This window comes from Pseudomonas sp. HP_12 (assembly GCF_055283955.1).
This window is the reverse complement of the sequence record NZ_JBTOQG010000012.1, coordinates 1-16,099: the sequence shown is the minus strand read 5'-3', so window position 1 is coordinate 16,099 and position 16,099 is coordinate 1. Positions and strand designations below refer to the sequence as shown.

Genomic DNA, 16,099 nt, shown 5'->3' with positions numbered 1-16,099 from the left:
CACTAAGTCATCGCATGCATCCCGTGGGATTGGTTGTGGCTCTGACCGTAGGACCGGCTTTAGCCGGGAAGCTTTTGATCTGCTTTTGATCTGTTTTTGATTTTCGTACACAAAAAGCCCAAACACCGCCAATCGCGACTTGGGTGCGGGCCGAACGCAGACGACGCGGAGTGGGCCGAGCGGCAGGGATGCCGCGAGAGCGCCGTCAGGACATGGATGTCCGTTCGGCGCGGGCCCACGGAGCGTCGTCGGAGTGAGGGTATTCCGACGAAGGAGGAACCCAACCGAGAGCAAGCACCCTTGGTTACTTGGGGTGCTTTTCCAAGTAACTCGCCGAAGGCGAAACGTCCGCCGTTAGGCGGGCCCTCTTGATCCTGAAAGCCAAGTAAAAGCTAACGATTTGCCACGCCTCACAAGGGCTGCTAAAACTCAAGCGTCTGGCGCTGTTTCATACAAGGAATTTGCCAATGTCAGTTACCTCCGAACGCTCCAAAGATGGCCAAGAGCTGACCATCACCATCAAAGGACGCTTCGACTTCTCGAAGCACCAGGACTTTCGTGGCGCCTACGAAAAAGAACACGAGGCCAAACGCTATACGGTTGACCTGAAAGACACGACCTACCTCGACAGTTCAGCGCTCGGTATGCTCCTCCTGCTGCGCGACCATGCCGGCGGCGAAAGAGCCGAAGTCCAGTTGGTCAACTGCACCGCCGACGTCCACAAAATCCTCACCATCTCCAGCTTCTCCAAACTCTTCAAAATCGCCTGATGATCTCGCCTGCCTCCGATCGCCTGACGGTCCTCATCGCTGATGACAACGTCAGCGACCGGATGCTCCTGTCCGCCATCGTCAGCCGCCAGGGCCATGACGTCCTGACCGCCAGCGACGGCGCCGAAGCCGTCGGGCTGTTCGAGCGTCGGCGGCCGCAACTGGTGCTGATGGACGCCATGATGCCGGTCATGGACGGCTTCGAAGCGGCGCGCCAGATCAAGACACTCGCGGGTGACGCGCTGGTCCCGATCATCTTCCTGACGTCCCTGACCGAAGGCGAAGACCTTGCCCGTTGCCTCGACGCCGGCGGCGACGACTTCATTGCCAAGCCCTACAACCAAGTGGTGCTGGCCGCCAAGATCAACGCCATGAACCGCCTTCGCGTGCTGCAGGAAACCGTCCTGCACCAGCGCGACCTGATCACCCGCCACCATAAATACCTGCTCAACGAACAGCGCGTGGCCAAGGCGGTGTTCGACCAGATCGCCCACTCCGGGTGCCTGAGTTCACGCAACATCCGTTACCTGCAATCGCCCTACGCGCTGTTCAACGGCGACCTGCTTTTGGCTGCGTGGTCGCCGTCCGGCAACATGCACCTGCTGCTGGGGGATTTCACCGGCCATGGGTTGCCGGCGGCGGTGGGCGCGATGCCGCTGGCCGAGGTGTTCTACGGCATGACCGCCAAGGGGTACGGCTTGTCCGAAACCCTGCGGGAGATGAACGCCAAGCTCAAACGCATCCTGCCCGTCGACATGTTCTGCTGCGCCGCGTTGCTGTCCCTGAACTTCAAGCAGCAGCTGGTCGAGGTCTGGAACGGCGGCCTGCCGGATGGTTACCTGCTGCATGGCGATGACCGGCCGCACACGCCGCTGATTTCGTCGAACGTGCCCCTCGGTGTCTTGAGCGCCGCCAGCTTTGACGACAACACCCAGGTGTATCCCTTCGGGCCGGGGGACCGGGTGTTTCTGCTGTCCGACGGCGTGGTCGACAGCACCGGCCAGGACGGCGAACTGTTCGGCGCCCGGCGTCTGCAGAATGTGCTGGTGAGCAACCGCAACCCGGCGCTGCTCATCGAAGAAGTGCAGTGGGCTCTGGCGCGCTTTCGCGGCCAGGCGCGGGACGATGTGAGCATGGTCGAAGTGGCCTTCACCGAGCCTGACCTGCTTGGCCCGCCCTCGGTCATCTATACCGACAGCGGCGATTCCAGCCCGCTGGATTGGTCCGCGTCGTTCGAGTACCGCGCGGCAACGCTCAAGCGCTTCAACCCGCTGCCGTATCTGTTGCAACTGCTGCAGGAGGTACACGGCTTGCGCATGCAGAGCAGCGAGCTGTATATCGTGTTGTCGGAGCTGTACAGCAACGCGCTGGAGCATGGCGTGCTCGGGCTCGACTCGGCGCTGAAGCGCGACGCCGCAGGTTTTGGGCTTTACTACCAGCAACGCGCCGAACGCCTCGATCGTCTGGTGGACGGTTTTATCCGCATCGATTTTCAGATCGTCCCGGACGGCGAGGGCGGTCGCCTGACGGTGCGGGTGCAGGACAGTGGTGCGGGTTTCGATTCCGATCGCGTGCTGGCGCTGCCGCCTGCGGTCACCCAATTGTCCGGGCGCGGCCTTGCGCTGGTCCGGCAGCTCAGCGACCGCTGTCGGTGGTCCGATGATGGCCGGACGGCCAGCGTGGAATTTGCCTGGGAGGGTCTGGCATAATCCCCGCGTCTTGATCAAGGAGTGAACAAGTGTCGAATAATCCTGTGGACTTCAACGTGCTCAGCACGCTGCGTGACGTGATGGAAGCTGAATACCCGGCGCTGCTGCAGGTGTTCATTTCCGATTCCATCAATCGGGTCAACGACATGACCCTGTTGTTGCGTGACCCTTCCTTCACTGCCTCCTCCAGCGCCTCGCTGCAACGCCTCGGCCTGATGGCCCACAGCTTCAAAGGCAGCACCGGCAACATGGGCGCCACGCATTTGTCAGAACTGTGCCTGCAACTCGAAGAGCAGGGTCGCGGCATGGTGACAGCGGATGACGCCCGGATAAGGCGGCTGGTGTTCGAGATCAAAGAGGAATTCTGCGCCGTCAGGAAGGTTTTCGAAGACGAACTGCAACTCTGCCACGCCAACCACTGAGCCGGGTGTTGCCCTCCGGCTTTCTGCCTCGGACTCACGTTTTATCCAGCCTCTCTCGCTACCTGGCCCGCCATTTGCTTTGTCTCTCTGTAATTGTGCTCTTGCGGAGATTCACATGGCGCTCGCCACCAACCCATTACTGACGGCTTTGACAGCGGCCAAAGCCCAGAAAGCCGGGAATAATGCCCCGACCAAGGCGCCGGAACCCGTCAAGCACAGCAGTTCCAGCTTTTCTGACGTCTTCGCCAAACAGGCGCCGGTCAAGTCTCACGGTGCGGATAATCCGGCGCCCAAGCCGGCAAGCGCCAAGAGTTCGGCAGCCGACGACAAGCCTGCCGCCAGCCATACGTCTGCCGCCGCCGACAAGACCGTTGCCGATAACGGCAATGGCTTGCCTGCCAAGCCGGTCAACGGCAAGGCCGACGATGAGGCCGGCGCGGGCAAAGGCGATGCTCACGACAAGGATGACGGCACTGACAATGGGAAAGACCCGACCCTCGCGGATGCGCCGCCGGTAGACCCTGTGCCGGACCCGACACTGGCCGTCACGCCTCCGGTGCAAGAGCCAGTGGCCGTCGCGCCTCCCGTTCAGCCAGTGGTAGATCCGGCGCTTCTCGCCGGCCCGCTGCCCGTGATGCCGCCGCCTGCGGTGCAGGCGCCAACCGACGCAACCGACGCTGCCGGCGACGATTTCGATCCGTACGCCGATCCGCTGGAAGGCTTGACCGCTGTGCAGGTCGCCCTGGAAAACAAGGCCCAGCAGACGGCGCAGAACAACGGTGTGCAGGGCGACGGCAAAGGTGGGGGCAAGCAAGACCCGAACGCCGATCCTTCGCAACTGCTGGCCACCAACCTGGCGGCGCTGGGCGACCAGCCTGTGGACAAGAGCACCACCGAAGGCGGCGGCGACAAAGCCTTCAGCGGCTTGCTGGCTGACGGCCTGAAAGACGTGAAGGCCGCCACCAGCGATACGCGAGTGGACAACTTCGCCGATCGACTGGCGGCCTTGTCCCAGGCCGCGCAAGTGAAAAACACGTCGACGTCGGCTCCTGCCACGCCATTGCTCAATCAGCCATTGGCGATGAATCAGGGGGGATGGACTGAAGGCGTGGTCAACCGTGTGATGTACCTGTCGAGCCAGAACCTCAAACAGGCGGACATCCAGCTGGAGCCCGCTGAACTGGGCCGTCTGGACATCCGCGTCAATATGGCGGCGGACCAGCAGACCCAGGTCACCTTCATGAGCGCCCACGTCGGCGTGCGTGAAGCGTTGGAAAGCCAGATGTCTCGCCTGCGCGATTCCTTCGTCCAGCAGGGCATGGGCCAGGTCAACGTCAACGTTTCTGACCAGTCTCAGGGCTGGCAGCAACAGGCTCAGCAGCAGTCTGGTGGCGATGGTCAGCGCAACGGCGGCGGCAGCCGCGTCAACGGTGCCAGTGGCAGCGACCTCATCGCCGACGGTGCTCCGGTGGACGCCGCCTCGGCGGCTGCCAGCGCACCGCTGACCGTTGTGGGTTCCAGCGCGGTGGATTATTACGCCTGAAAACGCCTGGGCGTTTTCAGTAGCCTCAAGTTATTAGCGGCAAGCGGCAAGTAAAAGCAGGATCAAGGGCGGCAGTGCATGGGAGACCTCGGTTTCTCGGGCTCTGCCGCCTTTTGCTTTAACTTGCCGCTTACCTCTTGCAGCTTGAAGCTGCGGTTCTAGCTCACCCCTTGCAGCTTGCGGCTGCCGTTCTGGCACAACCCTTGCTCTTCCTCTGTCACGCAACACCGAACCCCTTGGATAGTGACGGATTATTGGCATGGCGAAGAGTGACGACGCAGCAGTGGCGGACCCTGCAAAAAAGGGCAAGTTGAAAGTCATCATCCTCATCGTGGTGGGGCTGCTGCTGGCCATTGGTGTGTCGGTAGGCGCGACCTGGTTCATCATGCACAAGGCCGAAAGCAAGCCGGACGCCGCCGCCATTGCGGAAGCGGCGAATGCCAAAAAAGAGGCGATCTTCGAACCGCTGACGCCGCCCTTCGTCGTCAACTACAACGTCAACGGTCGCCAGCGCTACATGCAGGTCAGCATCACCTTGCTGGCCCGTGACCACGCCGACCTTGAAGCGTTGAAAGCGCACATGCCGGTCATCCGTAATAACCTGGTGATGATGTTCTCCGGTCAGCCATTCGATACCATCGCAACGCCGGTGGGCATGGAAATGCTGCGCCAGAAGGCGGCAGCCGTGGTCCAGGAAGTGGGCCAGAAAGAGCTGAGCAAGAGCGTGATCGAACAGGTACTTTTCACTAACTACGTACTGCAGTAGGACCACGACATGGCCGTGCAAGACCTGCTGTCCCAGGATGAGATCGACGCGCTGCTGCATGGCGTCGACGACGGTCTGGTACAGACCGATAGTGTTGCCGAGCCTGGCAGCGTAAAGAGTTATGACCTGACCAGTCAGGATCGCATCGTCCGCGGACGCATGCCGACCCTGGAAATGATCAACGAGCGTTTCGCCCGTTACACCCGCATCAGCATGTTCAACCTGCTGCGCCGCTCGGCCGATGTGGCCGTGGGTGGCGTGCAGGTGATGAAGTTTGGCGAATACGTGCACTCGCTGTACGTGCCGACCAGTCTGAACCTGGTCAAGATCAAACCCCTGCGCGGCACCGCGCTGTTCATCCTCGACGCCAAGCTGGTGTTCAAGCTGGTGGACAACTTCTTTGGCGGCGACGGTCGCCACGCCAAGATCGAAGGACGGGAATTCACCCCGACCGAGCTGCGCGTGGTGCGCATCGTGCTGGATCAGGCGTTCATTGATTTGAAGGAAGCCTGGCAGGCGATCATGGAAGTCAACTTCGAGTACATCAACTCGGAAGTGAACCCGGCCATGGCCAACATCGTCGGCCCGAGCGAAGCGATCGTGGTGTCCACCTTCCACATCGAACTGGACGGCGGTGGCGGCGATCTTCACGTGACCATGCCGTATTCGATGATCGAGCCGGTGCGCGAAATGCTCGACGCCGGTTTCCAGTCGGACGTCGACGATCAGGACGAACGCTGGGTCAACGCCCTTAAGCAGGACGTGCTCGACGTGTCGGTGCCGTTGCGCGTCGCGGTCGCTACGCGTCAGCTCAAGCTGCGCGACATCCTGCACATGCAGCCGGGCGACGTGATCCCGGTCGATCTCCCGGAACACCTGGTCATGCGCGCCAACGGCGTGCCGTCCTTCAAGGTCAAACTGGGTTCGCACAAGGGCAACCTGGCCCTGCAAGTCGTCGAACCCATAGAACGCCGCTGACGCTCGTCGCCGGCAAAACGAATGTGCTGCGTAAACGAATCAATGTTCCCCGAGGACAACCATGGCTAATGACAACGATATGACTTCTGCAGACGACCAGGCTCTGGCCGACGAGTGGGCTGCTGCACTGGGTGAATCCGGGGACGGGCAAGCGGACATCGACGCGCTGCTGGCGGCCGACGCCGGCAACAACGCCAATCGCATGACGATGGAAGAATTTGGCGGCGTGGCGAAAAGCAACGGCGCAGTTTCGCTGGACGGCCCGAACCTGGACGTGATTCTGGATATTCCGGTGTCGATTTCCATGGAAGTGGGCAGCACCGACATCAACATCCGCAACCTGCTGCAGCTCAACCAGGGCTCGGTGATCGAGCTGGACCGTCTGGCCGGCGAGCCGCTGGACGTGCTGGTCAACGGCACCCTGATCGCCCACGGCGAAGTGGTGGTGGTGAACGAAAAGTTCGGCATCCGTCTGACCGACGTGATCAGCCCGAGCGAACGTATCAAGAAGCTGCGTTAAGTGCGCGGCGTGATCAGAACCCTGTCGAGCCTGCCGCTGCTGGCGTTGTCCTGGGCGGTGATGGCGGCCGATCCGGCGACGCCTGCCGCGCCTGCTGCAACGACGGCGACGACGGCTGCGACGACTGCGACGGCAACGCCTGCGGTCGCCGCGCCCGTCGCCGGTTCGGTGAACGGCGGGATGGCCGGTCAGTTGCTGCAACTGGTGCTGGGGCTGCTGCTGGTGATCGGGCTGATCTTCGTGCTGGCCTGGCTGATGCGCCGGGTGCAGCGCGCAGGGCCGGCCGGCAATCAGGTGATCAAGCTGGTGGGCTCCCGCGCGTTGGGGACGCGTGATCGGCTGGTGCTGGTGCAGGTCGGCAACGAACAGGTGTTGCTGGGCGTCTCGCCCGGCAGCATCACTGCGCTGCACGTGATGAATGAGCCGGTCGAGGTCCCTGACGCGCAAAACGCGCAGCCGGAGTTCGCCAGGCGTTTGCTTGAAGCGCTGGGCAACAAGGGCGCGGCGGGGCAACGCCCAGGCATGAATATTTTCGGTGCCGCCGGCAAGAAAGCAGGTACGCCAGGCACGACGGGCAAGCCAGATACTTCGGATCAGAAGGACATGAACTGATGCGCATTGTTTTGACGCTGCTGCTGTTGCTTGCAGCGCCATTGGCGTTCGGCGCCGATCCGTTGTCGATCCCGGCCATCACGCTGGGCACCGGCGCCAACGGCCAGCAGGAATATTCGGTCAGCCTGCAGATCCTGCTGATCATGACCGCGCTGAGCTTCATCCCGGCGTTCGTCATGCTGATGACCAGTTTCACGCGGATCATCATCGTCTTCTCGATCCTGCGTCAGGCCCTGGGCCTGCAACAGACGCCGTCCAACCAGATTCTCACCGGCATGGCGCTGTTCCTGACCATGTTCATCATGGCGCCGGTGTTCGACCGGGTGAACAACGATGCGCTGCAGCCGTACCTGGCGGAAAAACTCACCGCCCAGGACGCCGTGGCCAAGGCCGAAGTGCCGATCAAGGACTTCATGCTGGCGCAGACCCGCTCCAGCGATCTCGAGCTGTTCATGCGTTTGTCCAAGCGCACCGACATTCCGACCCCGGATGCGGCGCCGCTGACGATTCTGGTGCCGGCGTTCGTGACCTCCGAACTGAAAACGGCGTTCCAGATCGGCTTCATGATTTTCATCCCCTTCCTGATCATCGATCTGGTGGTAGCGAGCATCCTGATGGCCATGGGCATGATGATGCTGTCGCCGTTGATCATTTCCCTGCCGTTCAAAATCATGCTGTTCGTGCTGGTGGATGGCTGGGCGCTGATCATCGGCACACTGGCCGGCAGTTTTGGTGGTGTATGAACCTGTTTGACGTGGAGTGCGCAGCATGACCCCGGAAGTAGCCGTCGACCTGTTTCGCGAAGCGCTGTGGCTGACCACGACCATGGTCGCCATTCTGGTGGTGCCGAGCCTGATCGTCGGCCTGATCGTCTCGATGTTCCAGGCCGCCACGCAGATCAACGAACAGACCCTGAGCTTCCTGCCGCGCCTGCTGGTCATGCTGGTCACGCTGATCGTGGTCGGCCCGTGGATGGTGCGCACCTTCATGGAGTACATCACCAATCTGTACACCAGCATTCCCCAAGTGATCGGCTGACCCCTCGATGGAACCTGTGCTGGCGTTGACCGACACCCAGATCAGCACATGGGTGGCGGCGTTCATGCTGCCGCTGTTCCGCATCGGCGCGCTGCTCATGACCATGCCGATCATCGGCACCACGCTGGTCCCCAAGCGGGTGCGGCTGTATTTCGCGCTGGCGATCACGGTGGTCGTCGCGCCTAGCCTGCCGCCCATGCCCGCCGTCCATGCTCTGGACCTCAGCGGGCTGCTGCTGATCGCGCAACAAATCCTCATCGGCGCCGGCATGGGCCTGTCGTTGCAGCTGTTTTTCCAGGCCTTCGTGATCGCCGGACAGATCATCGGGATTCAGATGGGCATGGGCTTCGCGTCCATGGTCGACCCGGTCAACGGCGTGTCGGTGGCGACCATCGGGCAGTTTCTCACCATGCTGGTGACCCTGCTGTTCCTGGCCATGAATGCTCACCTCGTGGTGTTCGAAATCCTCATCGAGAGCTTCACCACCTTGCCGGTGGGGCAGGGCATCAGTACCTCGGACATCTGGCTGCTGGTGATGCGTCTGGGCTGGGTGCTTGGCGCGGCACTGGTGCTGGTGCTGCCGGCCATCGCTGCGCTGCTGGTGGTGAACATCGCCATGGGCGTGATGACCCGCGCGGCGCCACAGCTGAATATCTTTTCCATCGGTTTTCCGCTGACGCTGGTGCTGGGGATGGTGATTCTGTGGATCACCCTCGGCGACATTCTCAATCAATACCAACCGCTGGCGGTCGACGCCCTGCAGTTGCTCAGAGACCTGGTCAAGGCGCGCTGACATGGCCGAAAGCGAGAGTGGTCAGGACAAGACAGAAGACCCCACGGACAAACGCAAACGCGACGCCCGGGAGAAGGGCGAGATTGCCCGCTCCAAGGAGCTTAATACGGTCGTGGTGATGATCGTGGGCGCTGCGGGGCTGCTGGCGTTTGGCGGCTCCATGGCGGAAATGATGATGCAGTTGATGCGCGACAATTTCACCATCACCCGCGAGGCGATTCTCGATGAGCGCAGCATGGCGATCATGCTGATGGCCTCGGGCAAGGCGGCGTTGCTGTCGGTGCAGCCGATCCTGCTGGCGTTGACCGTGGCGGCGTTCGTCGGTCCCATTTCCCTCGGCGGCTGGCTGTTTGCCGCAGGCTCCCTGGCGCCCAAGTTCAGCCGCATGAACCCGGCCGCCGGGATCAAGCGGATGTTCTCGCCCAAGGCGCTGATCGAGCTGCTGAAGTCGCTGGCGAAGTTTTTGATTGTGCTGGCGGTGGCGCTGGTGGTGCTGATGAAGGACAAGGGCGACCTGGTGTCCATCGCCCATGAGCCGCTGGAAATGGCGGTGGTGCACAGTTTGCAGTTGGTCGGCTGGAGCACGCTGTGGATGGCACTGGGCCTTTTGATCATCGCGGCGATCGATGTGCCGGTGCAGTTGTGGGAGTCGCACAAGAAGTTGCTGATGACCAAGCAGGAGGTGCGTGATGAGCACAAGGACAGTGAGGGTCGGCCGGAGGTCAAGCAGCGGATTCGTCAGTTGCAGCGGGAGATGTCGCAACGGCGGATGATGGCGGCGATTCCGGAGGCGGATGTGATTATCACGAACCCGACGCATTATGCGGTGGCGTTGAAGTATGACGCGGAGCGGGGCGGGGCGCCGATTCTGTTGGCCAAGGGCAGTGATTTCATGGCGCTGAAGATTCGGGAGATTGCGGCGCAGCATGAGATTTTGTTGTTGCAGTCGCCGGCGTTGGCGCGGTCGATTTATTACAGCACGGAGTTGGATCAGGAGATTCCGGCGGGGTTGTATCTGGCGGTGGCGCAGGTGTTGGCGTATGTGTATCAGATTCGGCAATATCGGGCGGGGCGTGGCAAGCGGCCTGATCCGCTGAGGGATAATCTGCCGATTCCGCCGGATTTGAGGCGTGATTCGTAGGGCTTCTAGATTGTTGAGATCAAGATCAACAGCGTCTGCCTGGGGGCAGACTGTTTCGCCTTCGGCGAGTTACTTGGAAAAGCACCCCAAGTAACCAAGGGTGCTTGCTCCTGGTTGGGCCCTTCCTTCGTCAGGGTTCCTTCACTCCGGTCTCGCTCCGTGGGCCCGCTGCCATCCGCCATCCATGGCGGGGGGCAGCTCTCGCCGCATCCATGCGGCTCGGCCCACTCCGCGAGACCTCCGTTCAGCCTGCACCCAAGTCGCCATTGGCGGTGACTGAACCTTTTGTGTATGAAGATCAAAAGCACATCACAAGCTTCCCGGCTGAAGCCGGTCCTACAGTCATCGCCACTCCCGCTGATTGCACGCTCTGCTTTTTAGTGGGACCGGCTTTAGCCGGGAAGGGGCCGGTCGGGGCGCTGGCGATTTTGCGGACCAGACGCCCTCCCTGTGGGAGCGAGCTTGCTCGCGAATGCTGCATTTGAAACACCAGAAATTCGGTGGATGTACCAACCCCTTCGTGAGCAAGCTCACTCCCACAAGTCCTTGGCGACTGATCTGCCCTCGATCTGCCCTCGATCTGCTCTTGATCTGCCTTGCCTTGCTTTTGATCTTTCCTACGAAGCAAGTCCAGACACCACAAAACGCGACTTGGGTGCAGGCCGAACGCAGACGACGCGGAGTGGGTCGAGCGGCATGGATGCCGCGAGAGCGCCGTCAGGACATGGATGTCCGTTCGGCGCGGGCCCACGGAGCGTCGTCGGAGTGAGGGCACCCTGACGAAGGAAGGGCCCAACCAGGAGCAGGCACCCTTGGTTACTTGGGGTGCTTTTCCAAGTAACTCGCCGAAGGCGAAACGGTCTGCCCCCAGGCAGACGCTCTTGATCTTCGTACGGAGGGCCGACGTCAGCTTGATGACAGCGCAAACCGAAAGCGTCTAGAGTGACCTCAGTCCCTTTCAAGGCCTCGCCACTTGACCATTCGATCGAATGCAGCGCCACTGTCTGACGCTCAGTCCAGCGCCGAAGCGTTGAATGTCCTGTTGCTGGCTTGCGCCACAGGCAATCGGTTGGCGTTCGAAGCGATGTATCACGCGACGTCGTCCAGGCTGTTCGGTATTTGCCTGCACTATTCCGGCAATCGGGCCGAGGCGGAAGAGGTGCTGCAGGAGGTGTACATCATGGCGTGGCTGAAGGCCTCTCGATTCGATCCGCAACGGGCCAGCGCCATCACCTGGCTCTCGACCATGGCCCGCCACAAGGCGATTGACCGGCGCAGGGCCCATCGCCGTCACGATCCCCTCGAAACCATCCCCGAATTACCCACCCAGGACGACCCCATCCCGGACGCCCTCGAGCGCGAGCAGCAGGGCAGTCAGCTGGACCGCTGCCTTGAAACCCTGGAAGACGCGCAGCAACGCTATATCCGCGTGGCGTTCTTCGAGGGTTGCTCCTACGCCGAACTGGCCGAGCGCCACGGTATTGCGCTAGGGACGATGAAAAGCTGGATTCGCCGCGGGCTGCTTCGACTGCGCTTGTGCCTCGGCCTATGAACGAGCATCCCGTGCCGCCCGACGAGACCCCGGACCTGCTGATCGCCGAGTACGTGCTGGGCGTGCTCAGCCGCGAAGAGCGTGAGCGGGTGGAGGCGATGATTGCGCTGGAGCCTCGCCATCAACGCGCGCTGGCGCAATGGCAGGAGCAGTTCGCCGAGTGGCTCGGTCAATTGCCCGCGTCCAGTCCTCCCGCGGGCACCTGGGGCAGGATTGAGCAGCGGTTGTTTGCGGGTGCCAGTCATTCGCCGTCACGGGTGTCAGGCTGGTGGAACAGCCTAGGGGTCTGGCGCTGGACAACGGCGGCGCTGGCTTCCGGGTTGCTGGCGTCGGTGCTGACGCTTCAACAACCTGTTCCTGGACCGACGCCGGGGCCGGCCTTGTTGGCGCGTCTCGAACAGAGCGATGGCAATACGCTGTTTGCCGCGACGATCAACCCTGACCGGCGAAGCGTCCTGTTCGTCAACACGGGCCGCGCAGACTGGCCGGGTAAAAGTGCCGAGGCGTGGGTAATCGCTGCCGATGGCAAGCCTCGGTCGCTGGGCCTGCTGCCGGCCAATACCCCCGCGACATTGAGCGTAGCGCCGCCACTGGCTGACCTGCTCGCCAGCGGCGCAGTGCTCGCGATCACCCTTGAGCCGTTGAACGGGTCACCGAGCGGGCTGCCGACCGGACCGGTCGTCGCCCAGGGAAAAATATCCTCACTCTGATGCATCCGTTCCGGCGCCCGCTTCGTATATCTCCCACCTTCATCCGAAGGACCTAAGAATCCGGGAGAACTACCATGTTGACCCTCGCCAAACGCATCGCCGCTGTCTCGTTCGCTGCCCTTTGTCTTGCTGCATCCCCCGGCTTTGCCGCCGATACCGTCATGGTCGGTGGCGCCGCCATGTACCCGACCAAGACCATCGTCGAGAACGCCGTCAACTCCAAGGACCACACGACCCTGGTGGCGGCGGTCAAAGCTGCAGGTCTCGTAGACACCCTCAACAGCAAAGGCCCGTTCACCGTCTTCGCCCCCACCAACGAGGCATTCGCCAAGCTGCCGGCCGGCACTGTCGAAACGCTGGTCAAGCCGGAGAACAAGGCTGACCTGACCAAAATTCTGACGTACCACGTTGTTGCTGGCACCCATACCGCCAAACAATTGATGGCGGACGCCAAAATGAACGGCGGCAAGGTGATGCTGAAAACCGTACAGGGCGAATCCCTCACCGTCATGCCCCATGACGGCAAGCTCTGGGTGATGGACGCGAAAGGCGGCAAAAGCGCGGTCAGCATCGCTGATGTGATGCAGTCCAATGGCGTCATCCACGTGGTCGATTCGGTGATGATGCCGTAATCGCTGACCTGATCGTTGCAGTACCCGGCGGACGCTCATTCCGTCCGCCGGCTCCATGGCCTGGCCTTTCTGCGGGCGCCATGTCGATCGACTTAGCGCCCTTCTGCTCATCCTCCCCGTATCCCCGCCACTCGCCGCACAGATTTATTTTCAAATCCCTGCATCCAGTTCCCTTTCCCCCGGGTAGTACAAGTAGTAGCGATGGCTGCTGACCTGTTTATCCAATGGAGAGATGGCATGAACGCTAAAAAATTACTGGGTTCGTTCGGTGTTTCATTGGCTGCCACTTGCCTGCTGGCAACGGCGCCGGCGGCTTTCGCGCAGATGGCGTTGCCGGATGCGGTGAAGGTACCGGACGGTCACAAGATCGCCATGGAGACGGTAGGCGTGGGCGAGATCACCTACGAATGCCGCGACAAGCCCAACGCCCCCGGCCAGACCGAATGGACATTCGTCGGCCCGAAAGCGGTATTGAATGATCGCAGCGGCAAGCAGGTCGGCACCTACTTCGGGCCACCGGCGACGTGGCAGGCCGCTGACGGTTCGAAGATCACCGGTACGCAGCTCGCTGTGGCACCCGCCGGGACGGGCGACATTCCGTATCAGCTGGTGAAAGCCAACCCTGCGGAAGGCAAGGGCGCGATGAGCAACGTCAGTTACATCCAGCGGGTGGCGACCAAAGGCGGTGTCGCGCCGAAGATGGAGTGCTCGACGGCGACCAAGGGCAAGCAGGAAATCGTGAAATATCAGGCGGACTATATTTTCTGGGCCACCAAGTAGACCAACGTCCCACGTCAGGCAGCGTCGCCGACGTACAAAGTCATCTACGCTGCACCGACGCAACCCCGGCCTTTGGGTCGGGGTATTTCTTTTCGTTGGCGGTTGAACATTTTGTCCCTACCTGAAGACTGTTTTGACTACGAAGCCTGCCTGGCGGCCTGCGCCCGAGGTGAGCAGCAGGCGTTGCACGCGCTCTACACGCAAGAAAGCGCACGTCTGCTCGGCGTCGCCAAGCGGATCGCCCGCAGCGACGCGCTGGCCGAGGACATCGTGCACGACGCCTTCCTCAAAATCTGGACCCGCGCCGGCAGCTTCGACCCGGCGCGAGGCACTGCCCGTGGCTGGATCTTCAGCGTGACGCGGCACCTGGCGCTGAACTTCATGCGTGACAACGCGCACATCGTTCAGGTCAGCGAACAGAGCGAAAGCGCGTTACTGGCCGAGGACTCTCTGGAGGCAGCCACCGACGCCGACACCTTCGAATACCGTGCCCGCTCGGGGCGTATTTACGGGTGCCTCGAACAACTGGAACCGGCGCGTCGCAACTGCATTCTTCATGCGTACGTAGACGGTTTTTCGCATTCGGAGATAGCGCAGAAAATCGGCGCGCCACTGGGCACGGTTAAAGCCTGGATCAAACGCAGTCTGGTGGCATTGCGGGAGTGCATGGGATGACAGGCTATCCGTCGAAAGGCAGCGCCGATGAACTGGACGCACTGGCCAGCGAGTACGTGTTAGGTACACTGCCGGCCGAGCAACGCCTCAATGTCCAAAACCGCCTCGCCACGGACGCCGACTTGCGTACGGCGGTGGACGCATGGGAAGGGCGCCTGCTGGCCTTGACCGAACTCGCCGAACCGCACACCCCAAGCCCACGGCTGTGGGACCGGATCGAGCGCAGCGTCGGCAGCCACGACCGCCGAGTTCCCGTACAAACGCCTGCCGTGACGTCGCATTCCTGGTGGGATCTCCTGCCCCTGTGGCGCGGACTGGCCGGCGCAGGACTCGTTGCGACCCTGCTGCTGGGCTCGATGCTCCTGACCCGAACCGCCCCGGTGAACCCCACGACCTACCTCGTCGTGCTCGTTGCCCCGCAAAACCAGGTGCCTGGCTGGGTCATCCAGGCTAGCAACCCGGAAGAAATCCAGCTGATACCGCTCGGCGCCACCCCAGTCCCCGCCGACAAAGCCCTCCAGTTCTGGACCAAGGCCGACGGCTGGCAGGGCCCCGTGTCCCTGGGCCTGGTCAAACCCGGCCAGACCCTCTCCGTACCGGTGAACAAACTGCCGCCGCTGCAACCCAACCAACTCTTCGAACTCACCCTCGAAAACCCCAACGGCTCCCCGACCGGCAAGCCGACCGGCCCGATTCAATTCATCGGGCGGGCCGTCAAAGTGATCTGAACCAGAAGACGCGGAGCGTCGAGGGCGGCATTCCCACGCGGAGCGGGGGAACGATCGGCCAATCATCTAGCGTCTGGAAGGCCGCTTTCGTGAGCAAGCTCACTCCCACATGAGCGTCGTTTGCCCTTGATGATTTGCGGTGTCACATCTGACGCCTTCCCGGCTGAAGCCGGTCCTACAAAAAGCAGCGCGTGCATTCAGCGAAATGGGTGGTGGTCACACCGGCCTCTTCCCGGCTGAAGCCGGTCCTACAAGGGCACCGCGTGCAGTCAGTGGGACCGGCTTTAGCCGGGAAGCTTTTGCCTTTGATCTTCCTACGCAAAAAGCCCAGACACCACAAAACGCGACTTGGGTGCAGGCCGAACGCAGACGACGCGGAGTGGGTCGAGCCGCATGGATGCGGCGAGAGCGCCGTCAGGACATGGATGTCCGTTTGGCGCGGGCCCACGGAGCGTCGTCGAAGTGAGGGTATCCCGACGAAGGAGGGACCTAGCCAGGAGCAAGCACCTTTGGTTACTTGGGGTGCTTTTCCAAGTAACTCGCCGAAGGCGAAACTGAGGCCGTTAGGCCGACGCTCTTGATCTTGATCCCCACCGCAGCGATGCAAAACCGTCGGACGAGGGACTGTCAGATTTTTTGTGTGCGGGCTGGTAGCGGCCTGCCGTTAGGCAGGCCGTGCTTTTACCAGGTCGGCCTGATAAATCGATCTCCGTACAGAATCGCAAATTGA

At 61.9% G+C, this 16,099-nt stretch carries 17 protein-coding genes and 1 pseudogene; all 18 read left to right on the top strand.

The window, feature by feature from the left end:
- Window positions 1-467: 467 nt before the first annotated feature.
- The 18 genes and pseudogenes from ACYASU_RS10085 to ACYASU_RS10000 all read left to right on the top strand — a co-directional run bounded on the left by ACYASU_RS10085 (window position 468) and on the right by ACYASU_RS10000 (window position 15,369).
- Complete coding sequence (locus tag ACYASU_RS10085) at window positions 468-770, top strand: STAS domain-containing protein (protein ID WP_192174143.1); 303 nt, start codon at window positions 468-470, stop codon at window positions 768-770.
- Window positions 770-2,479 carry an ATP-binding SpoIIE family protein phosphatase gene (locus ACYASU_RS10080; protein ID WP_463582710.1) on the top strand — a complete coding sequence of 570 codons (1,710 nt, stop codon included), beginning with the start codon at window positions 770-772 and terminating at the stop codon, window positions 2,477-2,479. The genes ACYASU_RS10085 and ACYASU_RS10080 overlap by 1 nt, the downstream gene beginning before the upstream one ends.
- Before the next feature lie 29 nt (window positions 2,480-2,508).
- Window positions 2,509-2,901, top strand: a complete 393-nt coding sequence (locus tag ACYASU_RS10075; RefSeq protein ID WP_463582709.1) for an Hpt domain-containing protein — start codon at window positions 2,509-2,511, stop codon at window positions 2,899-2,901.
- A 115-nt stretch (window positions 2,902-3,016) separates the two neighbouring features.
- Complete coding sequence (locus ACYASU_RS10070) at window positions 3,017-4,444, top strand: flagellar hook-length control protein FliK (protein WP_463582708.1); 1,428 nt, start codon at window positions 3,017-3,019, stop codon at window positions 4,442-4,444.
- A gap of 259 nt (window positions 4,445-4,703) precedes the next feature.
- Complete coding sequence (gene fliL, locus ACYASU_RS10065) at window positions 4,704-5,210, top strand: flagellar basal body-associated protein FliL (protein WP_192174147.1); 507 nt, start codon at window positions 4,704-4,706, stop codon at window positions 5,208-5,210.
- A 9-nt stretch (window positions 5,211-5,219) separates the two neighbouring features.
- Entirely contained in the window at window positions 5,220-6,188 is a 969-nt protein-coding gene (gene fliM / locus ACYASU_RS10060) for a flagellar motor switch protein FliM (RefSeq protein WP_133775890.1), read from the top strand.
- A 61-nt stretch (window positions 6,189-6,249) separates the two neighbouring features.
- Entirely contained in the window at window positions 6,250-6,708 is a 459-nt protein-coding gene (fliN, locus tag ACYASU_RS10055) for a flagellar motor switch protein FliN (protein ID WP_192174148.1), read from the top strand.
- Window positions 6,709-7,200 (top strand): annotated as a pseudogene (gene fliO / locus ACYASU_RS10050) (flagellar biosynthetic protein FliO); the annotation flags it as partial. It lies immediately after the preceding gene.
- Window positions 7,201-7,319: 119 nt separating this feature from the next.
- Window positions 7,320-8,063, top strand: coding sequence for a flagellar type III secretion system pore protein FliP (fliP, locus tag ACYASU_RS10045; protein ID WP_192174149.1), 744 nt, complete (start codon window positions 7,320-7,322; stop codon window positions 8,061-8,063).
- Between the two features lie 25 nt (window positions 8,064-8,088).
- Window positions 8,089-8,358 carry a flagellar biosynthesis protein FliQ gene (fliQ, locus tag ACYASU_RS10040; protein ID WP_065987304.1) on the top strand — a complete coding sequence of 90 codons (270 nt, stop codon included), beginning with the start codon at window positions 8,089-8,091 and terminating at the stop codon, window positions 8,356-8,358.
- A 7-nt stretch (window positions 8,359-8,365) separates the two neighbouring features.
- Complete coding sequence (fliR, locus tag ACYASU_RS10035; protein WP_065987305.1) at window positions 8,366-9,151, top strand: flagellar biosynthetic protein FliR; 786 nt, start codon at window positions 8,366-8,368, stop codon at window positions 9,149-9,151.
- A 1-nt stretch (window position 9,152) separates the two neighbouring features.
- Window positions 9,153-10,292 carry a flagellar biosynthesis protein FlhB gene (gene flhB, locus ACYASU_RS10030; protein WP_192174150.1) on the top strand — a complete coding sequence of 380 codons (1,140 nt, stop codon included), beginning with the start codon at window positions 9,153-9,155 and terminating at the stop codon, window positions 10,290-10,292.
- A gap of 973 nt (window positions 10,293-11,265) precedes the next feature.
- Window positions 11,266-11,844, top strand: a complete 579-nt coding sequence (locus ACYASU_RS10025; protein ID WP_463582707.1) for a sigma-70 family RNA polymerase sigma factor — start codon at window positions 11,266-11,268, stop codon at window positions 11,842-11,844.
- Window positions 11,841-12,554, top strand: a complete 714-nt coding sequence (locus ACYASU_RS10020; protein ID WP_463582706.1) for an anti-sigma factor — start codon at window positions 11,841-11,843, stop codon at window positions 12,552-12,554. The genes ACYASU_RS10025 and ACYASU_RS10020 overlap by 4 nt, the downstream gene beginning before the upstream one ends.
- Window positions 12,555-12,628: 74 nt before the next feature.
- Window positions 12,629-13,186: a fasciclin domain-containing protein gene (locus ACYASU_RS10015; RefSeq protein WP_463582705.1), complete on the top strand. Its 558-nt coding sequence runs from the start codon at window positions 12,629-12,631 to the stop codon at window positions 13,184-13,186.
- A 237-nt stretch (window positions 13,187-13,423) separates the two neighbouring features.
- Window positions 13,424-13,966 carry a DUF3455 domain-containing protein gene (locus tag ACYASU_RS10010; protein WP_463582704.1) on the top strand — a complete coding sequence of 181 codons (543 nt, stop codon included), beginning with the start codon at window positions 13,424-13,426 and terminating at the stop codon, window positions 13,964-13,966.
- Between the two features lie 111 nt (window positions 13,967-14,077).
- Window positions 14,078-14,641 carry a sigma-70 family RNA polymerase sigma factor gene (locus ACYASU_RS10005; protein ID WP_463582703.1) on the top strand — a complete coding sequence of 188 codons (564 nt, stop codon included), beginning with the start codon at window positions 14,078-14,080 and terminating at the stop codon, window positions 14,639-14,641.
- Window positions 14,638-15,369, top strand: coding sequence for an anti-sigma factor (locus ACYASU_RS10000; protein ID WP_463582702.1), 732 nt, complete (start codon window positions 14,638-14,640; stop codon window positions 15,367-15,369). The genes ACYASU_RS10005 and ACYASU_RS10000 overlap by 4 nt, the downstream gene beginning before the upstream one ends.
- Window positions 15,370-16,099 lie beyond the last annotated feature (730 nt).